Origin of the sequence: Bacillus pumilus, from assembly GCF_024498355.1 — a bacterium.
In the GTDB taxonomy this organism is placed as follows: domain Bacteria; phylum Bacillota; class Bacilli; order Bacillales; family Bacillaceae; genus Bacillus; species Bacillus pumilus_P.
Genome location: NZ_CP101833.1, coordinates 1,676,953 through 1,699,211, shown reverse-complemented (window position 1 = coordinate 1,699,211; position 22,259 = coordinate 1,676,953). Strand labels below are relative to the sequence as shown.

25 protein-coding genes and 1 pseudogene are annotated in these 22,259 nt (G+C 40.1%); 7 read left to right on the top strand and 19 right to left on the bottom strand.

Translation table 11 applies throughout. The annotated features are described in order from the left end of the window. Positions 1–103: 103 nt before the first annotated feature. Positions 104–238 (bottom strand): hypothetical protein, encoded by a 135-nt coding sequence (locus NPA43_RS08465; protein ID WP_256499599.1) that lies wholly within the window; start codon positions 236–238, stop codon positions 104–106. A gap of 2 nt (positions 239–240) precedes the next feature. Then, the gene (locus NPA43_RS08460; protein WP_256499598.1) at positions 241–1,332 is read right to left on the bottom strand and encodes a Rap family tetratricopeptide repeat protein; all 1,092 of its coding nucleotides are present in this window, start codon (positions 1,330–1,332) and stop codon (positions 241–243) included. Between the two features lie 132 nt (positions 1,333–1,464). Here NPA43_RS08460 and NPA43_RS19160 point away from each other — a divergent pair. Next, positions 1,465–2,269, top strand: a pseudogene (locus tag NPA43_RS19160) (tyrosine-type recombinase/integrase). Between the two features lie 115 nt (positions 2,270–2,384). On the opposite strand, the gene glnA reads toward NPA43_RS19160, so the two are convergent. From glnA to spoVK, 5 genes are all read right to left on the bottom strand, one after another. After that, positions 2,385–3,719, bottom strand: coding sequence for a type I glutamate--ammonia ligase (gene glnA / locus NPA43_RS08445; RefSeq protein WP_099725751.1), 1,335 nt, complete (start codon positions 3,717–3,719; stop codon positions 2,385–2,387). Positions 3,720–3,779: 60 nt separating this feature from the next. Next, positions 3,780–4,190 carry a MerR family transcriptional regulator gene (locus NPA43_RS08440; RefSeq protein ID WP_099725752.1) on the bottom strand — a complete coding sequence of 137 codons (411 nt, stop codon included), beginning with the start codon at positions 4,188–4,190 and terminating at the stop codon, positions 3,780–3,782. A 90-nt stretch (positions 4,191–4,280) separates the two neighbouring features. Then, positions 4,281–5,561 carry a methionine gamma-lyase family protein gene (locus NPA43_RS08435; RefSeq protein WP_099725994.1) on the bottom strand — a complete coding sequence of 427 codons (1,281 nt, stop codon included), beginning with the start codon at positions 5,559–5,561 and terminating at the stop codon, positions 4,281–4,283. Positions 5,562–5,579: 18 nt separating this feature from the next. Then, positions 5,580–6,842 carry a GTPase HflX gene (gene hflX / locus NPA43_RS08430; protein ID WP_099725753.1) on the bottom strand — a complete coding sequence of 421 codons (1,263 nt, stop codon included), beginning with the start codon at positions 6,840–6,842 and terminating at the stop codon, positions 5,580–5,582. A 121-nt stretch (positions 6,843–6,963) separates the two neighbouring features. Next, positions 6,964–7,923 carry a stage V sporulation protein K gene (gene spoVK, locus NPA43_RS08425; protein ID WP_048239875.1) on the bottom strand — a complete coding sequence of 320 codons (960 nt, stop codon included), beginning with the start codon at positions 7,921–7,923 and terminating at the stop codon, positions 6,964–6,966. Positions 7,924–8,243: 320 nt separating this feature from the next. On the opposite strand from spoVK, the gene NPA43_RS08420 reads away from it, so the two are divergent. Further along, positions 8,244–9,002 carry an N-acetylmuramoyl-L-alanine amidase gene (locus tag NPA43_RS08420; RefSeq protein ID WP_099725754.1) on the top strand — a complete coding sequence of 253 codons (759 nt, stop codon included), beginning with the start codon at positions 8,244–8,246 and terminating at the stop codon, positions 9,000–9,002. Between the two features lie 67 nt (positions 9,003–9,069). Here the strand turns inward: NPA43_RS08420 and NPA43_RS08415 are convergent, their stop codons facing one another. The 9 genes from NPA43_RS08415 to NPA43_RS08375 form a co-directional block, all read right to left on the bottom strand. Then, positions 9,070–9,687: a hypothetical protein gene (locus NPA43_RS08415; protein WP_256499595.1), complete on the bottom strand. Its 618-nt coding sequence runs from the start codon at positions 9,685–9,687 to the stop codon at positions 9,070–9,072. Positions 9,688–9,771: 84 nt separating this feature from the next. Beyond that, on the bottom strand, positions 9,772–10,752 hold the full coding sequence (nrdF, locus tag NPA43_RS08410; protein ID WP_024424085.1) for a class 1b ribonucleoside-diphosphate reductase subunit beta: 981 nt from the start codon (positions 10,750–10,752) through the stop codon (positions 9,772–9,774). Positions 10,753–10,769: 17 nt separating this feature from the next. Beyond that, the gene (gene nrdE / locus NPA43_RS08405) at positions 10,770–12,872 is read right to left on the bottom strand and encodes a class 1b ribonucleoside-diphosphate reductase subunit alpha (RefSeq protein ID WP_099725756.1); all 2,103 of its coding nucleotides are present in this window, start codon (positions 12,870–12,872) and stop codon (positions 10,770–10,772) included. After that, entirely contained in the window at positions 12,832–13,224 is a 393-nt protein-coding gene (gene nrdI / locus NPA43_RS08400; protein ID WP_041816236.1) for a class Ib ribonucleoside-diphosphate reductase assembly flavoprotein NrdI, read from the bottom strand. Before nrdI ends, nrdE begins: the two co-directional genes overlap by 41 nt. 265 nt (positions 13,225–13,489) lie before the next feature. After that, positions 13,490–13,702: a hypothetical protein gene (locus NPA43_RS08395; protein ID WP_099725757.1), complete on the bottom strand. Its 213-nt coding sequence runs from the start codon at positions 13,700–13,702 to the stop codon at positions 13,490–13,492. Positions 13,703–13,781: 79 nt separating this feature from the next. Then, complete coding sequence (locus tag NPA43_RS08390) at positions 13,782–14,108, bottom strand: YmzC family protein (RefSeq protein WP_099725758.1); 327 nt, start codon at positions 14,106–14,108, stop codon at positions 13,782–13,784. A gap of 161 nt (positions 14,109–14,269) precedes the next feature. Then, on the bottom strand, positions 14,270–14,491 hold the full coding sequence (hfq, locus tag NPA43_RS08385) for an RNA chaperone Hfq (protein ID WP_003211269.1): 222 nt from the start codon (positions 14,489–14,491) through the stop codon (positions 14,270–14,272). 25 nt (positions 14,492–14,516) lie between these two features. Beyond that, the gene (gene miaA, locus NPA43_RS08380; protein WP_256499594.1) at positions 14,517–15,473 is read right to left on the bottom strand and encodes a tRNA (adenosine(37)-N6)-dimethylallyltransferase MiaA; all 957 of its coding nucleotides are present in this window, start codon (positions 15,471–15,473) and stop codon (positions 14,517–14,519) included. 69 nt (positions 15,474–15,542) lie between these two features. Beyond that, positions 15,543–15,944, bottom strand: coding sequence for a YmaF family protein (locus tag NPA43_RS08375; protein ID WP_099725760.1), 402 nt, complete (start codon positions 15,942–15,944; stop codon positions 15,543–15,545). 104 nt (positions 15,945–16,048) lie between these two features. Here NPA43_RS08375 and NPA43_RS08370 point away from each other — a divergent pair, with 104 nt between their 5' ends. The 4 genes from NPA43_RS08370 to erbB all read left to right on the top strand — a co-directional run bounded on the left by NPA43_RS08370 (position 16,049) and on the right by erbB (position 17,648). Further along, positions 16,049–16,288: a spore coat protein gene (locus NPA43_RS08370; RefSeq protein ID WP_099725761.1), complete on the top strand. Its 240-nt coding sequence runs from the start codon at positions 16,049–16,051 to the stop codon at positions 16,286–16,288. 112 nt (positions 16,289–16,400) lie between these two features. Continuing rightward, positions 16,401–16,943, top strand: a complete 543-nt coding sequence (locus NPA43_RS08365; RefSeq protein WP_099725762.1) for a TetR/AcrR family transcriptional regulator — start codon at positions 16,401–16,403, stop codon at positions 16,941–16,943. 2 nt (positions 16,944–16,945) lie between these two features. Further along, the gene (gene erbA, locus NPA43_RS08360; RefSeq protein WP_256499593.1) at positions 16,946–17,263 is read left to right on the top strand and encodes an SMR family multidrug efflux transporter EbrA; all 318 of its coding nucleotides are present in this window, start codon (positions 16,946–16,948) and stop codon (positions 17,261–17,263) included. A 16-nt stretch (positions 17,264–17,279) separates the two neighbouring features. Further along, positions 17,280–17,648, top strand: a complete 369-nt coding sequence (erbB, locus tag NPA43_RS08355) for an SMR family multidrug efflux transporter EbrB (protein ID WP_099725764.1) — start codon at positions 17,280–17,282, stop codon at positions 17,646–17,648. A gap of 45 nt (positions 17,649–17,693) precedes the next feature. Here the strand turns inward: erbB and NPA43_RS08350 are convergent, their stop codons facing one another. Both NPA43_RS08350 and NPA43_RS08345 read right to left on the bottom strand, forming a co-directional pair. Further along, positions 17,694–18,143, bottom strand: a complete 450-nt coding sequence (locus NPA43_RS08350) for an OsmC family protein (protein ID WP_099725765.1) — start codon at positions 18,141–18,143, stop codon at positions 17,694–17,696. Positions 18,144–18,220: 77 nt separating this feature from the next. After that, positions 18,221–18,955, bottom strand: a complete 735-nt coding sequence (locus NPA43_RS08345) for a poly-gamma-glutamate hydrolase family protein (protein WP_099725766.1) — start codon at positions 18,953–18,955, stop codon at positions 18,221–18,223. Positions 18,956–19,538: 583 nt separating this feature from the next. Here NPA43_RS08345 and NPA43_RS08340 point away from each other — a divergent pair. Then, entirely contained in the window at positions 19,539–20,864 is a 1,326-nt protein-coding gene (locus NPA43_RS08340; protein WP_256499592.1) for a S8 family peptidase, read from the top strand. Between the two features lie 88 nt (positions 20,865–20,952). Here NPA43_RS08340 and NPA43_RS08335 read toward each other — a convergent pair whose 3' ends face one another. Beyond that, the gene (locus tag NPA43_RS08335; protein WP_256499591.1) at positions 20,953–22,101 is read right to left on the bottom strand and encodes a Rap family tetratricopeptide repeat protein; all 1,149 of its coding nucleotides are present in this window, start codon (positions 22,099–22,101) and stop codon (positions 20,953–20,955) included. Between the last annotated feature and the right edge of the window lie 158 nt (positions 22,102–22,259).

Below are 22,259 nucleotides of genomic sequence, written 5' to 3'. Positions count from 1 at the left end.
ATGAAATATTCTTTTACTAGAATACCATAAGGAGTCTCATACTTTAATCCATTTTATCTATTTTCAACCATTAAACCTCTGTAGCGATCAATTAACACCTTATTTATGATCCTGCACCTCTTGAGGAAAGTAACACTGTATTACTTTTAGCATCTGCCTGAGTATGTTGAAAAACAGGCATTCCAAGAATTGTGCCTATAAGCAAAGCAGTACTAATAATCAACATTATTTTTTTCATGATCATATGACCTCCTTTCCTATAAGCGTACAAGATTTCAAAGCCAATTCCAAGAAGTAGTTACTCTCTTCATAAAGATTTAACTTTTTGTATATGGAGGCAACATCAGGAGCTAATGCCTCAATATCAACATATGCTTTTCTTTCTTCCAAAAGACATAGCCCCTTCTTGATGCCCTCATAGCTTTCCCGTGGTGTTGTATAACATTTCTCAAGGATATTGAATTTCAGAATAAAGTTTGTATTCTGCTGTTCTCTAGAAAAGGTTTTCCCCTCAGCAACCCAACTTATTGCCTGATCGAACTGATTTGATTTATAACTTGATCTTGCAAATTCATACGCACATTGTAAGTAAGAAACAGGAGCTGACTGTTTTAGATCATCTGCGGAAATTGCTTTGTTGAAATATTCAATTGCTTCTATATGGTGGTCATCCTGAATTTTGAGAAATCCTAAATCATAATAAGCCAACGCTAACAATCTCTTATCATTCTTCTCAATCAGTCTATCAACACACTCCAAAAGCATTCTTTCAGCTTTGTCTAGTCTACCATCATCAATCAAATTCAGTGCCAACAACATATTACAGTTTATGGTCTGTATGCTGTAGCCTTCATGACCTTTGTAGATGTCCTTTGCTGTTTGTAGATGATGATGAGAAAGTAGCGTGACCTTATTAAAATAGTAGAGTGTGCCAATTTTATAATGGAACTCAGCTTTTTCAATTTCATCATGTACCTTGTCCAATTGTCTCTCAGCTACTCTGAATAGGACTAGAGCTTCCGAATAGTTATTTTTTGCACTCTCATACATACCTTTGAAAAGATAAAAGTAAAACCTTAGCATGTCATCTGTTTTGACTCTTTCACTTTCTGTTATTGTTGGTTGCCCCACTAAATCTTCCATAAGTACCTTAAATCTGTAATCAAGAATATTGAAATAGAGTAAAACATCTTGATTTTCTTCCATTTTGCCTAACATATCTTGAATCTCATCCCTCAACTCTACTGCTTGTGAAACTTCCCTCTTTTTAATATGTAAATACCATTTGTTGAGAGTGTTTGCTACATCTACAGAGGAAATCAAACTCGACATCCCATTACCCCCTTGCTATCATTTCCTTTGTATAATTTTAACATGATATTTACAACATATGTAAAGTCGGGGTGTTCATTTTTAAAGTTTTCGGTATCCCGCAAAATGCAAAAATGCTTATCTATAAAAGGTATGTTTTATGTAGAGTGCATTAAAAGAGGAACGACATGGCAGTACAGAATTAAACATAGGGATCCAGTAACACAAGAAGTAACAGAGCTTTCTAAAGGTGGATTTAGTACAAAAAAGAAGCGCAAGTTGCTGCTTCAAAACATGAAGAATTGCTTAGAAGTGATATTGAAGTTGTTGGCGTAGAAACAACTTTAAAACATTTTGTTATCGAATGGTTAGAAGTCTATAAAAAAGGAAAAGTTGCAAAAAACACATTTAATATTTACAAGAGAAATTTCGAAAAAAATTCTCCCCTACTTCAAAGAGATTAAACTAAAAGACATAACACCAATGATAATAAATAAATCACTATATTTCCAAAAAAAACTGGTGAAGAAGCATCCGGAAACACAAAACATACCACTCGGAACGGACAATCAAGATTACTGAATCTCTTGCAAAGGAACTTCACGCTCATATGAAATGGATCAACGATAACAAAATAGTTTTTAATGAGACATACGATCATGATCTAAATCTTGTTTTCTGCAGAGAAAAGGGTGATCCTTTACCGAAGTCCTCCCTGTTCAACGCTCTAAAAAGGATATTAAAAAAAGCTGAAATAGAAAATATCCCAATCCATGGACTAAGACATACTCATGCAGTTCTGTTGTTAGAAGCTGGTCAAAGTATGAAGTTCATCCAAGAAAGATTAGGACATAAAAATATAAGCATAACTTCTGACGTATATGCTCATATAAGTGAAAAACTCGAAAATAAATCTGTGGACAGTTTCGAGCATTACATCAACTCAATTCTGAGTTGAAATTTTTTGTTGAATTTGGTGGTCAAAAAGTGGTCAAACCTTATTTTGGTTGTGGTCACTATAAATTTGACCACCAAATCCTTTTCAAAAACCTTGTTAAATTAACGTTTCTGTATTAATACTGAGACATATACTGATCGCGTTCCCATGGGTGAACTTGGGTTCTAAACATATCCCATTCGATTTCTTTTGATTCGATGAAGTGTTCGAATAGGTGATCGCCTAGTGCGTTGATCATGACTTCGTTTGATTTCAGCAGTTCAAGCGCTTCTGCAAGTGTTGCAGGCAGGTCAGAGATGCCGTTTTCAAGACGCTCTTCTTTGTCCATGACATAGATGTTTCTGTCGATTGGCGCTGGTGCGTCTAGTTTGTTTTTGATTCCGTCTAGACCTGCTGCAAGTAATACGCTTAGTGCAAGGTATGGGTTTGCAGATGGGTCTACGCTGCGCACTTCTACACGTGTGCTGATGCCGCGTGATGCAGGGATACGGATCAATGGGCTGCGGTTTTGTGCACTCCATGCCACGTAGCAAGGTGCTTCATAACCGGGTACAAGACGCTTGTAAGAATTCACCGTAGGGTTTGTGACCGCTGTAAAGCTTGTTGCATGCTTTACGATACCTGCGATAAAGTGTCTAGCCGTCTCGCTTAATTGTAAATCTGCTTTTTCATCAAAGAATGCGTTTTTGCCATTTTTGAATAATGATAGGTTACAGTGCATACCAGATCCGTTTACACCGAACAATGGTTTTGGCATAAATGTCGCATGAAGACCGTGCTTTCTTGCAATGGTTTTGACAACGAGTTTGAACGTTTGAATGTCATCACAAGAACGAATCGCGCCTGCATATTTGAAATCAATTTCATGCTGCCCAGGTGCTACTTCGTGGTGAGATGCTTCAATTTCAAAGCCCATTTCTTCAAGCTCTAGTACGATATCACGGCGGCAGTTTTCGCCTAGATCTGTTGGTGCAAGGTCAAAGTATCCACCTTTATCGTTTAATTCAAGCGTTGGCTCGCCTTTTTCATCTAGTTTAAATAAGAAGAATTCTGGCTCAGGTCCAAGGTTGAAATCACTAAATCCTAGTTCTTCCATTTCCTTCAAGACACGCTTTAAGTTGTTACGAGGGTCTCCATCAAATGGCGTCCCGTCTGGCTTATAAATGTCACAAATAAAGCGTGCAACTTTACCTTTTTCTGCTGTCCAAGGGAAAATAACAAATGTGTTGAGATCTGGGTATAGATACATATCTGATTCCTCAATACGTACAAAACCTTCAATAGATGAACCGTCAAACATACATTTGTTATCGAGAGCTTTTTCTAACTGGCTCACAGGAATCTCAACATTTTTAATCGTTCCGAGAATGTCTGTAAATTGCAGACGGATGTACTTTACGTTTTCCTCACTTACTAATTTTACGATATCTTCTCTTGTGTACTTTGCCATTTCGTAAAACTCCTCCCCTACAAAAGGTAAAATGTTTATAGCAATGCTTTTGCTAATCTGTTAACGGAAAAACCTTGACATATCCCCCTGCCTAAAGGTCGTTCCTTGTTGGAAACGTCCAGCCTGAATGAGTTCCTTCTTCAGTAGCTTCCTGAGTTCATCATCTGTCAAGTTGTGCTTCGCTGTGGTTTTCTCCTCAGTCTTTGTTTCAGACGCAGGATTCTCCGACTCAGCTTTGGCAAAAAGCTTTTTGATTCCTGCCATGTTTACACCTTGTTCGATGAGGTTTTTAATTTCTAGTAATTTATCAACATCATGGAAAGAAAATAATCGGCGATTCCCATCACTTCTTGCTGGAAATATTAAACCATTTTCCTCGTAATAGCGAATTTGTCTTGCAGATAATTCTGTTAGCTGCATGACAATCCCAATTGGGAATAAAGGCATTGAGCGGCGAATGTTATCACTCATCTCAACTGTCTCCTCCTCTTTGCTTAAATTTATTATATGTCATGTTATATTATGTGTCAACGAAATGTTAGGAATATTAACATGGATTTTTTATTGAGCAGGCACTTCGATAAAACCTTGTTCCAATAAGGCATCTACAGCACTGCAAATCGCATTTTTCACATGGGCATACGTGAGGCCGCCTTGAACGTAGGCAGTATAAGGAGGCCTGATCGGACCATCGGCTGATAATTCGATACTAGCTCCTTGCACAAAAGTGCCAGCTGCCATAATGACATCATCCTCATAGCCCGGCATATAGCTTGCATGCGGTGTGACGTGACTGTTGATCGGAGATGCATATTGAATGGCCTGGCAGAACGCAATCATTTTTTTAGGATCTCCAAATTCTACAGATTGAATCAAGTCCGTTCTTTTCGCATTCCACGCAGGGTTTGTTTGGAACCCAATCTTTTCAAGAAAACGAGCCGTAAACACTGCACCCTTTAAGCTCTGCGCAACGACATGCGGTGCTAAGAAAAATCCTTGATACATTTCCTGGAGCGCATACAGCGATGCACCCGCTTCACTGCCGATGCCTGGAGATGTCATTCGATAAGAACAAGCTTCTACCCATTTCTCTTTTCCGACGATGTAACCGCCTGTTTTGGCAAGACCGCCGCCTGGATTTTTAATGAGAGAACCAGCCATAAGATCCGCTCCCACATGACACGGCTCTTGTAATTCAGTAAATTCACCATAACAGTTGTCAACAAACACAATGATTTCCTCATTGATCTCTTTCACAAATGAAATCATTTGTCCGATTTCTTCAATTGTAAAGGATGGTCTTGAAGCATAGCCTTTTGAACGCTGGATGCCGATGACTTTTGTTTTAGAGGAAATAGACTCTTTTACTTTGTCGTAATCAACTGATCCATCTTGGCGCAAATCAATGGCTTTGTAGTCAATCTTGAAGTCTTTTAACGAGCCTGTCCCTTCTTTGCCGCGAATCCCGACAATTTCTTCTAGGGTATCGTATGGCTTCCCTGTCATGTAGATCAATTCATCGCCAGGTCTTAGCACACCGAATAAGGCAATGGAAATCGCATGTGTTCCGGAAATAATTTGCGGGCGCACAAGGCCGCTTTCTCCTCCGAATACATCCGCATAGATCTTTTCCAATGTGTCTCTCCCCATATCATCATAGCCATATCCAGTTGTCGGATTAAAGTGAGAATCACTGACTTTATGCTTTCGGTAGCTTTCAAGCACCCGCCACTCATTTTGTTCGCTCGTTTGATCAATTTGCTGATGCATGTGTAAAATCTCTTGTTCTGTTTCTGCTGCTACTTTTTCTAAAATGGTGCCATGTTTTAAAGTGTGAAACATCTTCATTTAGTTCCTTTCCTACAACATATACTTCTTGATTTGACCTAATATGGTCTGCTCCTCACCACTAAATCCGGTGATGTCATAAAGCTCTGCTTCTTTTTGAAATTCTAGTGATTCCACGAGGGTTTCTGACTTTAATGCGGATATGAGCTTCCCTTCATACGCTGGAATCTTCACGTGATATGGCTTTAAAAAATTTTTTTTCAGCTCAGCCATAATATCCGCTTTCAACCGCTTCACATCTTCCTCGCGTCTAGCACTGATTAAAATATGTCGCTGCTTTGAAGATGGGATAAAATCCGGTCTGATTTGATCTTCTTTGTTATAGACGGTCAGCATAGGAATACGGTCTGCTTCTAATTCCTCTAAAAGCTCATGAACCGTCCGTTCGTGTCCTTCGTAATCCTCATTAGATGAATCGATCACATGAAGCAAATAATCTGCTTCCTTCACTTCTTCGAGTGTGGAGCGAAATGCGGCAATGAGTGTTGTTGGAAGGTCTTGAATAAAACCAACTGTATCTGAAATCAGCACACTGTAGCCAGATTCTAATGTCATCTTACGTGTCATTGGATCAAGTGTCGCAAACAGCAAATCTTCTTCATGACTATCAGCATCTGTTAACTGGTTAAACAAAGTGGATTTTCCGGCATTCGTATACCCGACAATGGCAATTTGGAACACACCATTTTTCTTCCGTCGTTCTCGGTATCTTGTTCGGTGTTCTTTTACTGCAGATAGCTGCCCGTGAATTTCGTGAATGCGGCTTCGTATATGGCGTCTATCTGTTTCAAGTTTTGTTTCACCTGGACCTCTTGCGCCAATTCCGCCCCCTTGTCTTGAGAGGCTGATCCCTTGTCCACTTAGTCTCGGCAAGGCATACTGAAGCTGGGCAAGCTCTATTTGCAGCTTCCCCTCTCTTGTACGGGCTCTTTTAGCAAAGATGTCTAAAATCAATTGCGTACGATCAATAATTTTCACATCTAGGGCAGTCGCCAACGCTTTTAACTGGCTTGGAGAGAGCTCATCGTTAAAAATAATAACATCACATGCTAATTCCTCGCAAAGTACTTCAAGCTCTTCTACTTTCCCTTTTCCGATGTATGTTGCGCTGTCTTGTCTATTTCTTTTCTGCGTCATCACGCTGACAGCTTCACCGCCAGCTGTTTTGGTTAAGGAAGCTAATTCTTCCATTGAGTATTGAAAGCGTTCATCCGTTACATGCGGCAATTGACAGCCGACAAGGATCGCTTTTTCAGTCATTTCATGTTCATTCAACGTCAGTTGTTTCCTTTCTGTACTTAAGTTTTCAGTAGTACCATCATACCAAACACATCACACGTATACCACTATTCGGAAGGTTTATTTTAGCGTCTCTTCACAAAAAGGATACGCCATTTCAAGAAGGCGTATCCTCTTTCATTTGAAGGTCGTGACTTTTAATGGTCAGCAAGTCTTTTTTATCGTAATGATCAACAAGAAGCAGTCTCATCGCCTGGGTTCGAATGGCTTTTTCAATGGTGTTTCGCACAAACCGGCCATTGCTGAATTTTGCAGGACTTGTGGTACTCTTAATGTGCATCAAATAATCTCGCAGCTTCCATTCTGCTTCTTGGGTAAAGACATATTCCCTGTCAGCCATCATTCGTTTTGCAATATCCATAAGCTGATCGACTGTATAATCAGGAAAGCTGATATTGATTGGAAATCTTGATTGAAGGCCGGGATTTAAAGACAGAAAATGTTCCATTTCCTTAGAGTAACCAGCAAGGATGAGAATAAATTCGTGCTGTTTATCCTCCATATGTTTAACAAGGGTATCAATCGCTTCTTTTCCAAAATCCTTTTCTCCTCCGCGGGCAAGAGAATAGGCTTCGTCAATGAACAAGATGCCGCCTAGTGATTTTTTAATTAAATCCCTTGTTTTCTGCGCAGTATGCCCAATGTACTCTCCGACGAGATCACCGCGCTCAGCTTCAATTAAGTGCCCCTTTGAGAGGACATTCATTTCAAAGAATAGCTTTCCGACAAGCCTCGCAACCGTTGTTTTCCCTGTGCCTGGATTCCCTTTGAACATCATATGAAGTGCTTGTTTTCCTACCTTTAATCCTTGTTCCTGTCTTTTTTGATTGACAAAAATCCAGGCATAAATCTCTTTTATGTTTCGTTTCATTTCATCCATACCGACAAGGCTGTTCATTTCACGCTCTATTTCCCGTAAGATGCTGTGTTTTGCCTCATTTTTCTGCAAGGCTTCTAGGTATTCTGCCTCTGAATCTGCATCAACCAATACTTGCTTTTGTCCGTTAAGTATAATATTGATTTGGCCGTTGTTTTTATATGTGACAGCTCGCTCCAACGTATTCACCTCTCGCTCTTCTCTCTTTATTCTATTCGGGTGGAGCTGTAATCGTGACAATCGCCCGCTTAAGCCCAGGTTTGCTGTCAAAATGACCCGAGATACCTGTTATTGTAGGGATTTCTGCGGTTTCCCAGGAAATGATGTGCTATCTCTATTGTATTCATCCATTTTGGGCGGACAAACCAACAATTTGCTTTTTCTTAGAAAAATGTAGCTTTTTGATCACAAATGATGCAGAAAAGAGTCTCAATGATTTCCGCATTTTGTACAGGCAATTCTTCTATTTCCTCATAAAATAAAGACGAGGTGATGAATAGATGGTGAAAATTTTTATTGATCCTGGCCACGGAGGAACAGATTCTGGAGCTGCTGCGAATGGACTTTTGGAGAAAAATATAACACTTCAAATTGCGCTTTTACTAAGAGATATCTTGATTAGTGAATATGATGGGGTTTCCGTCCGCTTAAGTCGTTCAATTGACCAATCCGTCACTTTATCCCAGCGTACGAATGCGGCAAATAGCTGGGGAGCTGACTATTTCGTGTCTATTCATATTAATGCTGGCGGGGGCACTGGTTTTGAAAGCTTTGTGTATCCTGGCGTTTCAGCACCGACCACCACGTATCGCAATGCCCTTCATGATGAAATTGTCCGCTCGGTTGATTTTGCCGACCGCGGCAAGAAAACTGCAAACTTCCACGTTCTTCGGGAAACTTCTATGTCCGCTATTTTAACAGAGAACGGTTTCATTGATACGACAGCTGATGCAAATAAGCTCCGCAATGCTTCCTTTCTTCAAGGCATTGCTCGCGCTCATGCCAATGGATTAGAGAAGGCCTTTCAGTTGAAAAAAAAAGCAGGTAATCTTTATAAAGTGCAGGCAGGGGCTTTCAAGGTGAAAGCCAATGCTGATAAGCTGGCTGCCACACTTAGATCCAAAGGATTCGAAGCATTAGTCGTACTAGAAGGCGGTATGTTCCGGGTACAAGCTGGGGCTTTTCGTTCAAAGCAAAATGCGGATGACCTCGTAGTCAGATTGAAGCAGGCTGGTCACGACGCATTCGTTTTCCAATAAACTGAAGCTGTTATAACGAAACAAACCGGCTCAAGTCATCTGCAGAGCCGGTTTGTTGTCTATTGATTTATGCTAAGATGTTCACGACAAATTGAGACCACGTTTCAAGACGATCGAAGTATTCAGGCTTTTTCAAGTCTGCTGCTTTCACCCATTTTCCTGAGATTTGATCTATTTCTTTTACTTCCACATGAGCACCAGGTGATAATTCAAGTGCTGATAACAGCCCAATATGCACACGGCCGACACTGTTGTCATCATCATTGATTAATCCAAGGGTTTTCATCTCAAGTTTGTCTTCTTCTTGAATCGAAAGTTCCTCGTCCAGCTCACGATCCGTATTTTCTTTTAGGATCTCAGCAAAGTCTTTTCCTTCGATAAAATTCATATGACCGCCAAAACCAAGAGATAACTTATGATGTAATCTTGTCTCTCCCCCGCCTTGAAGTCTTTCATATACATATACTTCGTCTTCACGCTTAATGACGACATAAGGAATCGGCTGTTTGAAGTCAGGATTTTCTTCTGCATCCCCTCTTCGCATCTGCTCGAAGTGCTCTTCGATTTCTTTCATGATCGTTTTGATTGTTTCCTCTTCACTATTCACCCCATTAAACGCAAGTGTTTCGTTTTGGAAAACACGTTTGCGCGGTGCGACTAAAATGATTTCATCCATTTTTCCCATGTTCAGTAACCTCCAGTTTGTAACACGTTGTAAGAAATGGCAAAAAGCCAAAACGAGTGATGCGTTTTGACTTTTGCGTTTTACTTATGATTCATCTCCAAAGAAGAAGTCGTCATCTTTTAACGGCTCAACTGTTGCTTTTTTGTAGCCGTTCCCTTTCATTGAGAAGAAATCATGTGACTTTGTTTTTGTATTGAGTCCGTTCAATACAATCGGGTTAATCTCTTCTTCTTCAAAGTAAGGGGCAAATCCAAGGTTCATTAACGCTTTATTGGCATTGTAACGAATGAACTTTTTCACATCATGCGATAAATTGACTTGGTCATAAATATCCTCAGTGTAATGAAGCTCATTTTCATAAAGCTCGTTCAGCAAATCAATGGAGAAATCATATAGCTCTTTTTGCACGTCAGGTGTTTGTTTGTTGTAGATTTCTTGCGCTAATAACCCAACGTACACACCGTGAATCGCTTCATCGCGCAAAATCAAGTTAATAATTTCACCACTTTGCATGAGCTTTCCTTGTCCATAGAAATAAAGCGGGTAGTAAAAGCCGCTATAAAATAGGAAGCTTTCTAAATAAACAGAAGCAACCATTGCTTTAAACAAGGAAATAGGATCATCCTTTTGAATCGAACGGTATAGACTTACAATCATATCCGCTTTCTTCTGCAAGAATTTATTTTTCTTGACCCATTCAAACACTTCACTAATGGTTTCAGTTGGTGCAAGTGTCATGAAGATATTTGAGTATGATTTCGCATGTACCGCATTTTCCATCATCGCCATAAAGTTCAACACCGCTTTACGCTGATGACCGTCTACATGTTCTGCCACAATCGGCATCCCTGTATTTCCTTGTTCTGTATCAAGTAAAGTCAGTCCAGCAAGTACCTTCATGTACGTATCCCGCTCTTTTTCACCTAAATATTTCCATGTTAAGAGATCCCCGTTTAAGGAAATCTCTTCAGGAAGCCAGAACTGCTTCACATTTTGGTTGTAAAACATTTGTGTAAAATCGTCTTCGTGTTTTGACCAGTTGGCTGCATCATAAATTTTTGTCACGTTAAACTCTCCTTTAATCAAACAACACAAGAAAGACAGCCTTCCTGCCCTGTATCCTTCGTTCTTGCATAATAAAGTGTCTTAATGCCTTTATGGTGTGCATAAAGATCAATGCGGTTTAAGTCACGCGTTGTCATCGTATCTTTTAGGAATAATGTAAAGCTGATTCCTTGATCGACGTGCTGCTGAATCGTTGCGATCATATCGACCACTTTAAACATGTCCATATCGTACGCTTCTTTATAGAAGAACCAGTTTTGCGCTGAAAGACCTGGCATTGGGTAATATGTTTTGCTGTTGCCATATGTTCTTTCTTCGATACGTTCCATAATTGGCATAACAGATGCTGTTGCCGATTGAACATAAGAAATCGAACCTGTTGGTGCAATACATAATCTATAGCTATGGTACATCCCATTTTCCGCTACAAATTCTTTAAGTGCTGCCCAGTCTTCTTTTGTTGGAATGTGCATGCCTTCAAATAGTGCTGCCGCTTTTTCTGTTTTTGGTGTGAAATCATTCTCCACGTATTTATTAAAGTACTCACCAGTTGCATAGCCAGAACCCTCATAACGGTGGAATGTTTCTCCTTTTTCTTTTGCAAGCTCACTTGAGCGTTTAATCGAGTAATAGTTCACCATCATAAAGAACGTATTAGCGAAATCTCTTGCTTCTTCACTTTCATATGCCATTTGATTTTGAGCTAAATACCCGTGAAGGTTCATTGCGCCAAGCCCAATTGATTTCATTGCTTTGTTTGCTTTTCTAACAGCCGGTGCATTGCGAATATCCGTTGTTTCAGATACAAGCGTTAACGAGTCTGTTGCAAGCTTGACTGTTTTTTCAATTGATTTGTTTTTCATGACATTCATGATATTTAATGAACCAAGGTTACAAGAAATATCCAGACCGATCTCATCTTCTTGATCATAGTCCGTGTAAGAAGATACCTCTGAAGCCTGAAGCACTTCTGAGCAAAGGTTTGAGAATTTCACACGTGAAATATGGTTCAGCGCATGCTCTCTATTCACATTATCTTGGAACATGATATATGGATAGCCTGATTCTGAGCGCAGAACAGCCAATTTTTCAAGAAGTTTTCTCGGATTGACTTTTTCTTTTTTGACTTTCGGGTTTTCCACAAGCTCGTCATACATTTCTTCCATGTCCATCTCATCAAGATGCTGTCCATATTCTTTATAGACTGTGTGCGGATAGAAAGTGTAAGCTGTTTTATCTTCTCTTGCAAGCTCGATAAATTTGTCTGGGATGACAACACCAATGGAAAGTGTTTTCACACGAACATCTTCATCAGCAGAGATTTTTTTCGTATCTAAGAAATCATTGATATCTCTGTGGAAAATATTGAGGTAGGCACTGCCTGACCCCTGTCTTTGTCCCATTTGATCTGCATACCTGAATGCATTATCAAGAAGCTTCATCACGCCTACGACACCTTTTGTCGCGTTTTCTACATCTTTGATTGCTTCGCCTTTCGCACGAAGTTTTGACAGGTTCAAACTGACGCCGCCGCCTAGTTTCGAAAGCTGCATGGAAATATCAATCGCTCTTGAAATATCGTTTAAAGAGTCATTCACTTCAAGCAAGAAGCAGCTCACAAGCTCACCGCGTCTTTTACGTCCAGCGTTTAAGAATGTTGGAGTACTTGGCTGATATTCTTGGTTGATCATTAGTTCTACAAACTCAAGTGCTTTTTCTTTGTCTCCGCCCGCGAAGAAAAGAGCCACAACTGAAATGCGGTCTTCATAGCGTTCAAGGATTTTCTTTTTATCATTTGTTTTCAGTGCATAATCATTGTAAAACTTAAACGCACTCATAAATGATGGGAATCTAAATTTTTTGGCATATGCAGCTTCAAATACTTCTTTAATATCTGCCATGCTGTATTGCCTTAAAAATTCTTCCTCATAGTAGTCGTTTTCTATTAAGTAATCAATCTTCTCTTCTAAGTTGTGAAAGAAGACCGTGTTTTGATTAATATAATCTACGAAATAACTATGTACAGCTTCTTTGTCCTTATCGAACTGAAACTTTCCTTCTTTTTGAATCATAATCTCGTTATTTAATTGTATCCACTTTGGAACCTGATTTTGTGACAATTCTTTCTACCTCCTGTGTAAACAATTCAACATCCCTTTTTGTTCCGCTTAGTTCAAAGGTGTGCAAAATAGGAACTTGATATTGTTTAGAAATCGTATCGGCGCTTTTTGCAAAATTATCTCCCCACACTTTGTTGCCACTCACCGCTACACCTAGTAAAAGGTGAGCATTTTTCTCTAAAAAGGACTGAGTGGTACTAGGGACTTGTCCAAATCCTGTCGTAAAGGTGACGAGAATAAACGGCGTATCCAAAAACTCTTCTCCAGTCAATTTTTGTTTGTCTGTAAAAGGGGTCTTGTCCAAAAAGCGTTGAACATTTCCTGTTTTTGAATCAAATACGATTTGAATCAATTCCATCACGACCTAGTTTTTAGTATTGTTGATCATTTCGTTATTCACTATATATAGTATACTATGTTTTTTTAAAACACAACATATAGATGTTCGAAACGAAAAAAATCAACCAACCCGGCCGAACATTCATAGCCGAACTCGTACGTTCAAATAAATAGAGCAGAGCAGGATCTAAAAATAGACTGCCCTACTCCCTATTCAACTGAAACCGAAATCTATCATAACACGAAAAAAAATCGCTTAGTAGACTAGACTTTTTGTTTTATTTTTTGTAGGCATCGCACTGTAAATCTTCTGACACTTCTGTTATTTCCACTTCAACACCTAATTCTTTTAGCACCGCTTCAAGCGCAGAAACGATTGAAGCTTCTCTCACTAATTCTTTCCCATTTACAGAAACACTTGTTCCATATTCGAAACAGGAGTCGTCTTCACAAGTTTGTTCCCAGTGATTAATTTTAATTTTGTGTGACATGAACTCATCCTTTTCTGTCTAGATGTCTGATGCATGATTATAGTGTAGCGACTTCACATACATTTGTAAATTGACGTGCTTACTCTTCATCAAGCCCATCATCATATTCTTCGTCCCATTCATCTATGTATTCCGTTTTAACGAGGGTCAGCTCCCCTTCTTTTTCATCAAACCGGTACACATGTACTTCATCATCCTTAACAACAGCAAAGTGATTATTTTTTAGCGCAACAGCTGATTGTAAAAGGCCTTCTATATTTCCATTATCATTTTGATAAGAATGGTTATGCCAGCTTTCCTGTCTCGTTTCAATGTTTGAAATGGCACACGATCCAAATAAGACAACGATTCCAATCAAAAGGAGTATCACTCTAATCCTTCTTAATTCAAGTTCTGCATTTTCCATATAAATCCCCTCACCTTTTTAAAAGTCCAATAAGGAATCATACGCAAAATGGACAGAAAAGTTTCACGGCATACAAAATAGCCCCTCTGCACTGACAAAAAACGTAGCGGGTTCCGGCCGGTTTATTCGCAGATGCATGGGGCTATTAGATACAAATTGTCCTATTCTAATTCTAAATTTACATTTTTTTGAGGTGCAAATGTAGAAATGGCGTGTTTATAAATAAGCTGCTGCTTCCCTTCTGTCTCAAGCAGCACTGTAAAATTGTCAAATCCTTTCACTTGACCGCGAAGCTGAAAGCCATTCAGTAAAAATACGGTGACAAATGTATTGTCTTTGCGGATCTGATTCAAAAATTGGTCCTGAATATTAATCGGTTTCATGTTTCGTCCTCCTTGATTCTGATAACTACAGTTTCGCTTTAAGTCCAAGCTTTCCTGCTATATATGCGAAAATTTCCTCTTTTTTGTCTGAAAAGTGGCAAGGTGGTGTCATATCAAACCAGGTGACATCCATTTTATTACGGAACCACGTAAACTGACGCTTCGCATATCGCCGGGAATTTTGCTTTAATTGCCGGATGGCTTCATTAAGAGAGCAGTCACCTTGAAAATAGGCATACAGTTCTTTATAACCAATCGCTTGAACAGACTGACAATCCTTCAAACCAGATTGATATAGCGCTCTCACTTCTTCCATTAAGCCCTCATCTAACATCATATCAATTCTTTGATGAATGCGCTCGTACAAAAGCTCTCGCTCCATTTTCAGCCCAATGAAGGCTGTGTCGTAAAGAGGAACTTCCTGATGCCCGTTTTGCATCTCAGACATTTTTTGACCGGTTGTATGTATCACCTCTAGCGCCCGGATCACACGGCGGACGTTATTCGGATGGATCGCTTTTGCAGCGTCAGGATCTACTGCCTTTAGCTTTTCATGCAGCCGAAGCGGCCCATGCTGCTGTTCAAACAGCGTCATTTCCTCTCTAAAGGCGGGGTCACTTTTCTCTTCGGTAAATGTGTAATCATATAAAACAGATTGAATATACAGACCTGTTCCGCCGACAATCATTGGCGTTTTTCCTCTACCCGCAATCTCTTTGATTTTCAAACGGACAAGCTGCTGAAATTCAGCTGTAGAAAACGATTCATCCGGCTGTTTCATATCAATTAGATGGTGCGGGACGCCATCCATTTCTTCAGGGGTGATTTTCGCTGTTCCAATATCCATTCCTTTATAAACCTGCATAGAATCTCCGCTGATGATCTCTCCATTAAATGCTTTGGCTATATCAATGCTCAGCTTTGTTTTGCCGACAGCCGTCGGTCCTACTAACACAATCACTGGTTGTTTCGCTTTTTTCATAACATCACTCTCTTTTACAAACTGCCTACAGTATAGCATAACTTCTGTTTCTCTCCTATATACTGCCCATCACCAGCCGAGTGGTTCATTTCCAACCACTTCATATGTTTTTCCTTTTAAACGATGGGTATGCGTTGGCCTCTCTTCATCTGGACTATAGACGACACCTCCGTATGGGATGGGGACAGGATCTGTATAAGCAGAATATGTGACTTCCTGAATTTCGTGATAATGTGTGCCATCGGCTCTTGGGATAGCAGGTCCTGTGATGCCATAGTATCTGTGAAAATGACCCCTTTCAAAAGAAGTGACCCCTCGATAGTAATGCGTATGCTTGTCAGTACTGCTTCCATTTACAGGCTGAGAGATCCCTTCTATTAAATGATAATGCTCTTCTGTTACATCCGTACGTGCTTTATATGCATGAGCATGCGGCGGACATTTTGCCCAATCAGATGGATACAGGCCCATTTAAGACATTCCTCCTTATATTAGGCGGTCACCCAAACACATGTAGGCCATTTGCATACACTGATGTCAGTTACAGTGATTTTATGTGAGAGGAGCCTTTTTTTATGAATTATTTTGAAACACCGCCGTTTATTCAAGAAGACATGAGAAGACCTTTTGGATTTGGACGCCCTGGCTTTGGGTTTGGAAGACCTGGCTTCGGTTATGGGAGACCTGGATTTTTTGGACCTCCATTTTTAGGTGGTTTTGCCGGAGGACTACTTGCTGGATCCCTTCTCGCTCCAGGATATGGATATCCTTATCCACCGCCATATCCGCCATATGGACCATACCCTTATTATTAAATATGACTATTTAGTGAAAACATCCTTTCATAAAATGAATCAATTGACACACTAGTTTTTCATGGGTTAACATTTACTTTACCGACCGTTCAGTAAAGTAGGTGTTTTTTTTATGTCTAAAACCAAAAAAGAACAAATTTTTGAGGCAGCTGCTCGTACGATTTTAAAAGAAGGATTAAGTCAGCTGACCCTTCAGCAGGTAGCAGAGCATGCAAATATGACCAAAGCCGGCCTGCTTTATCATTTTTCAAGCAAGGAAGAGCTCATCCAAAAAATGAATGAGCACGCGATCGTCTGCTTTCGTCAGCAGCTCGAGTCGTATCAGGAAACATGCAAAAACGAAAAGGCTCCTTATGTACGTGCATATATTTTGGCGACATTAAATGATCTTGATATGCAAAATACGACCCAGTTATGTACAAGCATGCTGGCCACTATGTCATTTGATGAAGCGTTATTGAACCCTTGGCGTGATTTTTATGCGGAGTTCAAAGAGAAAGCAGCAGAGGAAATAAACGATCCTGCGCTGAGCCAGCTGATCCGCCTTGCATGTGATGGGATATGGTTTTCAGAGATGTTTCAGCTTGAACCACTGAACCGAGAGGAAAAAACCCTTTTACTTCATCGGATTTTACACATATTAGAGGAGGGATGATGATGATCCTCGGATATCTTTTTTTAGCAGTTGCCATTTTTTCAGAAGCAATTGGGGCCGCGATGTTAAAACTATCAAATGGCTTTACGCGCTTTAAACCTAGCGCTGTCGTTGTCGCTTTCTATACACTTGCTTTTTATATGCTGTCATTAACACTTAACATCATTCCACTTAGCATGTCGTACGCAACATGGTCTGGGGTTGGTACCGTCCTCACGGCTTTTTTTGGCGTGCTCTTTTTTAAAGAAACCTTGAACCAGAGAGCAATCATTGGAATGGCTATGCTTGTCTTAGGGGTCGTACTTTTAAATATATCATAAAGGATGTGAGGAGATCATGAAAGGAATGCTCTATTTAACAGGGGCCATTTTGACGGAGGTTTTTGGCAGTACGATGCTGAAGCTTTCGCAAGGTTTTACACAAGTGCTGCCGAGTATTGGGGTGCTGATCGGATTTGGATGTGCCTTTACTTTTCTTAGTTTGGCACTTAAAACAATTGAGCTCTCATCCGCCTATGCCACATGGTCTGGCGTCGGAACAGCACTCACCGCTCTTGTAGGGCTCGTGTTGTTTAACGAAACCATTCATATGAAAGGCTTCATCGGTCTTGCACTCGTGATATGCGGTGTGATTGTCTTAAATCAGTCCAAGAAACAAAAGGAAGAAAACAAAGAACAAATGGATCAAACCGAATGGACGTCATAAAAAAAGTCATTTTCTCCATGTAAAAGAGAAAATGACTTTTTTGCCTTAACGGCCGACTTGAATGGTTTCTTCTAAGGAAATGTCCACATTTCCCTGAACAGCTCTTGAGATCATACATGAGCTTTCGGCTTTATGTGCAAGCTTACGAGCTAGTTCAATATCATACGTGGAAGCGGACTCTTTGAGGATAATGACAGGTCGATGAATGATTTTCTCATATGTAAACACACCATTTGTCACATCTACGACGGCCTCAGAGCTCATCGATAGATCCTCTTTCTCTAATTGACTCCGCTCCATCATGGCGGCAAGTGTAATGATATAACACGTGGCCGCTGCACCTAAGAGCATCTCATCTGGATTTGTTCCGATGCCCGGGCCGTCCATTTCTTTTGGAATCGAAATCTTCGTTTTTAATTGCTCACATGTAATTGTACCAACATCGTTACGCAGACCAGGCCAGTTTGCCTGAAGATGAAAATGATGACGCGCCATATCCGTCTCTCCTTTTGTTATCACTTTTTATAGTGTAACAAGAATTCACCCTGCTTGTCTTAAGATGTGCACAATCCTTATGTATATTCTTCATCCAGCACCGTTCGAATCGCCCTCACATAACGGTAGAACGCTTCATTTTTCGTACTCGACCGCCTCCGAAAATCGAAACTGTCAAATAAAGCTTCACGTTGACTTCTACTGATCTCAAGCTGCACACTTTGCCCTGTTTTTGTAAGATTATTAATATTATGATTGCTCGTTCCGCTTAGGGATGCGTGTGCAACAGCAAGTTCAGCAGAAAATCCATTCCGCTCTAATGAGTTCACAATTTTCTCTGCACGGTCGTAATCGGTTCCGCCTACAAGAGTATGGTCAATTCCTTCCTCACCTCTATAGCCGTGCACTGCTAATACATAATCATGTGCTTTTGCCTGTGCGACTCCGATAGGTTCATCAAAGTTTGTGCTAGTAATATGAAGTTCTGACGCATTCTCTCTTAAACCTTCAAATAAATACGTAGAAAAATCGTTATCAAAAAAATGGACGATCTCGCTAACGCCGCCTTCAATTCTCCCGCCATGGGGTGACATCACAAGAAGACGGCTGCCAGGCACTGGGTTGGCTGTAATTTGATAGCTGCTAGTTGATTCGTTCTCTTCCAGTTCTTTAAAATTGCGATAAATATCATTTGAACCGCTTTCGTCTTCCCCACCTGATGAAAATGGCTCATCATGTTCCTGTGCTTGCATGGTATAATAAACGCCCCATCCGATCGCAAGCAGGAGAAGCAAAGCAAAAAACTTCTTCATTCCCGTTCTCCTTTAACAGATTTCTAAGCCGTTTCTATGATTAATATTGAATCATCATTTCTTTTCATTTTTTCCACATTTTCTCTTCAAATTTGATCATAACACTCTAGATCATGAGATTCCTCAAAAATAAGATAATTGCATTTATATACACAGAAACGTCTCTCCTGTTTGAAAACAGAGTTAGAATAGTATGACAAACAAATGAAGTTATGTTTAAAATGACCTAGTCCTACCCAGTCTGTTTTCTTTAATTCGGCTTTTTTTTATGCGAATTTGATTTTTTTCAACTGTGACGCATCACATTTGTATGAGCATTGACCCTGTCCAGCCCCCCCTTTTTTCTGCAAAATCCATTGTTTCACTGGTTCTCTAAGAAAAACTCTCCCACCTATCATCGGCAGATTCTATATGATTTCCACCTTTTTCTATTATTTTACAAAATGTAAGCGTTTTTCTTTTTAGAAGAAATGAGCAAGCCGCCAATATGAAGAAAAGGAGGGACAAGAATCCGAACAAAGCAGCTTTCAGTCTCATAACGTAAGAGTGTACGAGAATTGATAGCTAGAATGGAGGGCATCACATGTTTGGATTTTCCATGGTGCAAATGGTCAGAACGCATGCTAGTAAACTGGATCAGCCGTTAAGAGAAACCGTCCTTCACCTTTATAAACCCTTTAAGTGGACGCCTTGTTTTCTTCATCGCTTTTTTGAAGGAAGATTAAAGAAGAAAAAGAAGCTTCGTGTGATCATTGAATTTAAGGAGGATGCAGTCGAAGCAGGTATTCAAAGCACAAAGCAGCTAATGAAAAAAAATAGAAAAACAAAGATAAAACAGCACTTTACCCACATCGATTGCTGCGCAGCTGATTTGACACCTGCTGCTTTAGAGGAACTGTTAGCGAATGGGGAGCATATTCGAAAGATTTATTTAGACCGACAAGTTCATACGCTGCTCGATGTCGCAACACAAGCAAGTCATGCTGACCAAGTCATCCGAAATGGCACGACATTAACCGGTGAAGGCATGACGGTGGCTGTCATTGACACAGGGATTTATCCGCATGAAGATTTAGATGGACGGATTCGCGGATTTGTGGATTTAGTCAAACAAAAAACGAAGCCTTATGACGATAACGGGCACGGTACTCACTGCGCTGGAGATGTGGCTGGAGACGGAGCCGCATCAGACGGCTTATACAAGGGACCTGCCCCAAAAGCAAATCTCATTGGCGTGAAAGTGTTAAATAAACAAGGCGCTGGATCACTTTCTACTATTATAGAAGGTGTTGAGTGGTGCATACAGTTCAACGAAGATCATCCCAATGATCCAATTCATATTATGAGTATGTCACTAGGCGGAGATGCTCAGCGTTATGATGATGAAGAAGATGATCCGATGGTGCGCGCTGTCAATGCTGCTTGGGATCAAGGCATTGTTGTCTGCGTCGCTGCTGGAAACTCTGGTCCTAACAGTCAAACGATTGCGAGCCCGGCTGTCAGTCAAAAAGTCATTACGGTCGGCGCCTATGATGACCGGAATACACCAGAATCAAGTGACGATGTCGTGGCACCATTTTCGAGCAGAGGCCCAACTGTATATGGTGAAGCAAAGCCAGATATCCTTGCACCAGGAGTCAACATCGTATCTCTCAGATCACCAAGATCCTTTTTGGATAAACTAGATAAATCAAGCAGAGTCGATGATGATTATACAAAGCTATCTGGCACATCAATGGCAACACCGATTTGCGCCGGTATTTGCGCTCTTCTTTTAGAGCATTCCCCGGATTTAACACCTGATGATGTCAAAGCCCTATTAATAGAAAATACAAGCAAGTGGTCTGGAGATGATCCAATGATTTATGGAGCAGGTGCCATTGACGCAGAGAAAGCGATAAAAGAATAAATAAAAAAGCCCTTTACGTTTTTACGTAAAGGGTGTTGTTTGTCTGTTTTATGTGTGAAGTCTTTCATCTACTTGAGCAGCTGACATGTTATGCTTCGTTCTCATACATCTCATCTCCTTTTTGAATGTGCGTACGCGCTTCGATCACAATTTCAAAAAAAGTGGAAGATTCCTTGTACATGTCGCGTTCCTTATAATAATTAGCCGCATCAAGTGCTAATTCCTCTAAATCAGCAAACATTTTTTTGCTTCTTAGACCAAAAAGTGCCGATCTCAATTGATCACCGCTGTCTTTCTCTATATAGAGCGCCTGCAAAAATTGGAATTTCAACTGATAAATCTCATCTTCCAATAAACAAGCCTGATTCATTCCTTTGGTTATGGCTTCACTCGCTCGCTCCATATGTCCGAGTTTAAAACAAGTAAGAGCAAGTGAAAACAATGATTTTATCATCGTGGCTGCTTGGTCTTTTTGATAAAGCGAAATGGCTTGTTCAAAAAAAACAGTCGCTGTATGGTACGTGCCCATGCTATAATGACAAGTTCCTAAGTTATTAAGAGCCATCGCTTTAAAATAAGACGTGCATTCTTGTCTTTCCATCGCTTCACAGACCTTTAACGCTTTTTCTAAATAAGGAAGCGCTTTTTGGTGCTGATTTACATCAATCCAATTACCTGCCATCACAAAATCACATTGAATGCTTCTTTTTCCATAAAGCTGATGTTTCTTATAGATGTCTCTCGCTTTTTTGGCATAGTGCATAGAGAAATAGGTTTGTTTCATATGATAGTATACTTCAGCGATTTTATAGTAAAATTCCGCTTTTTCGATTTCATCTGTCACCAAGATCAGTTGATGTTCCGCATGCTTGTAATATGAAATGGCCTCGATATATCGGCGCTGGATAAACGCATACATCCCATGGAAAAAATGAAAGTAATAGCCTAGTAAGCCTGTCATCTCATCTTCTGCATCTTCAATTTCTTTAGGAAAGGACACAGCTTGAAGCGTTTCACTCCCTGCATGGACTGGCGTTAAGTGCTGAAGCATCATTTGATGGCGAAAATCCATTAGAGAATAATAAAGTAATAAATCTTGATCCTCTTCCATCTCATGAATTTCTTCTTCAACAAGGCGCTTCATGTCGTTTGCCTGTTCCACTTCAAATTTGCAAATATGCGTGTACCATTGATTGATCTTTACACCTACTTCGGAAGATGGTATTTTGTGTGCCATCCACTTCAGCCCCATTCTATCATATCAAACTGATAACTATTATTTTACATAATTTATGTTTTTAAGGCAAATTGTAAGTTATTACATAATTTATGTTCATTTTGCATATTTCTATCTTTTTTACCAAGTTTAAATAGAGTACTTTTGCCCATCAAAAC

Excerpts from the sequence above, each read along its gene's own strand:
- NPA43_RS08465 (WP_256499599.1), bottom strand. The coding sequence starts at position 238 with ATGAAAAAAATAATGTTGATTATTAGTACTGCTTTGCTTATAGGCACA.
- NPA43_RS08460 (WP_256499598.1), bottom strand. The coding sequence starts at position 1,332 with ATGTCGAGTTTGATTTCCTCTGTAGATGTAGCAAACACTCTCAACAAA.
- glnA (WP_099725751.1), bottom strand. The coding sequence starts at position 3,719 with ATGGCAAAGTACACAAGAGAAGATATCGTAAAATTAGTAAGTGAGGAA.
- NPA43_RS08440 (WP_099725752.1), bottom strand. The coding sequence starts at position 4,190 with ATGAGTGATAACATTCGCCGCTCAATGCCTTTATTCCCAATTGGGATT.
- NPA43_RS08435 (WP_099725994.1), bottom strand. The coding sequence starts at position 5,561 with ATGTTTCACACTTTAAAACATGGCACCATTTTAGAAAAAGTAGCAGCA.
- NPA43_RS08420 (WP_099725754.1), top strand. The coding sequence starts at position 8,244 with ATGGTGAAAATTTTTATTGATCCTGGCCACGGAGGAACAGATTCTGGA.
- NPA43_RS08415 (WP_256499595.1), bottom strand. The coding sequence starts at position 9,687 with ATGGGAAAAATGGATGAAATCATTTTAGTCGCACCGCGCAAACGTGTT.
- NPA43_RS08395 (WP_099725757.1), bottom strand. The coding sequence starts at position 13,702 with ATGTCACACAAAATTAAAATTAATCACTGGGAACAAACTTGTGAAGAC.
- NPA43_RS08390 (WP_099725758.1), bottom strand. The coding sequence starts at position 14,108 with ATGGAAAATGCAGAACTTGAATTAAGAAGGATTAGAGTGATACTCCTT.
- hfq (WP_003211269.1), bottom strand. The coding sequence starts at position 14,491 with ATGAAACCGATTAATATTCAGGACCAATTTTTGAATCAGATCCGCAAA.
- miaA (WP_256499594.1), bottom strand. The coding sequence starts at position 15,473 with ATGAAAAAAGCGAAACAACCAGTGATTGTGTTAGTAGGACCGACGGCT.
- NPA43_RS08375 (WP_099725760.1), bottom strand. The coding sequence starts at position 15,944 with ATGGGCCTGTATCCATCTGATTGGGCAAAATGTCCGCCGCATGCTCAT.
- NPA43_RS08370 (WP_099725761.1), top strand. The coding sequence starts at position 16,049 with ATGAATTATTTTGAAACACCGCCGTTTATTCAAGAAGACATGAGAAGA.
- NPA43_RS08365 (WP_099725762.1), top strand. The coding sequence starts at position 16,401 with ATGTCTAAAACCAAAAAAGAACAAATTTTTGAGGCAGCTGCTCGTACG.
- erbA (WP_256499593.1), top strand. The coding sequence starts at position 16,946 with ATGATCCTCGGATATCTTTTTTTAGCAGTTGCCATTTTTTCAGAAGCA.
- erbB (WP_099725764.1), top strand. The coding sequence starts at position 17,280 with ATGAAAGGAATGCTCTATTTAACAGGGGCCATTTTGACGGAGGTTTTT.
- NPA43_RS08350 (WP_099725765.1), bottom strand. The coding sequence starts at position 18,143 with ATGGCGCGTCATCATTTTCATCTTCAGGCAAACTGGCCTGGTCTGCGT.
- NPA43_RS08345 (WP_099725766.1), bottom strand. The coding sequence starts at position 18,955 with ATGAAGAAGTTTTTTGCTTTGCTTCTCCTGCTTGCGATCGGATGGGGC.
- NPA43_RS08340 (WP_256499592.1), top strand. The coding sequence starts at position 19,539 with ATGTTTGGATTTTCCATGGTGCAAATGGTCAGAACGCATGCTAGTAAA.
- NPA43_RS08335 (WP_256499591.1), bottom strand. The coding sequence starts at position 22,101 with ATGGCACACAAAATACCATCTTCCGAAGTAGGTGTAAAGATCAATCAA.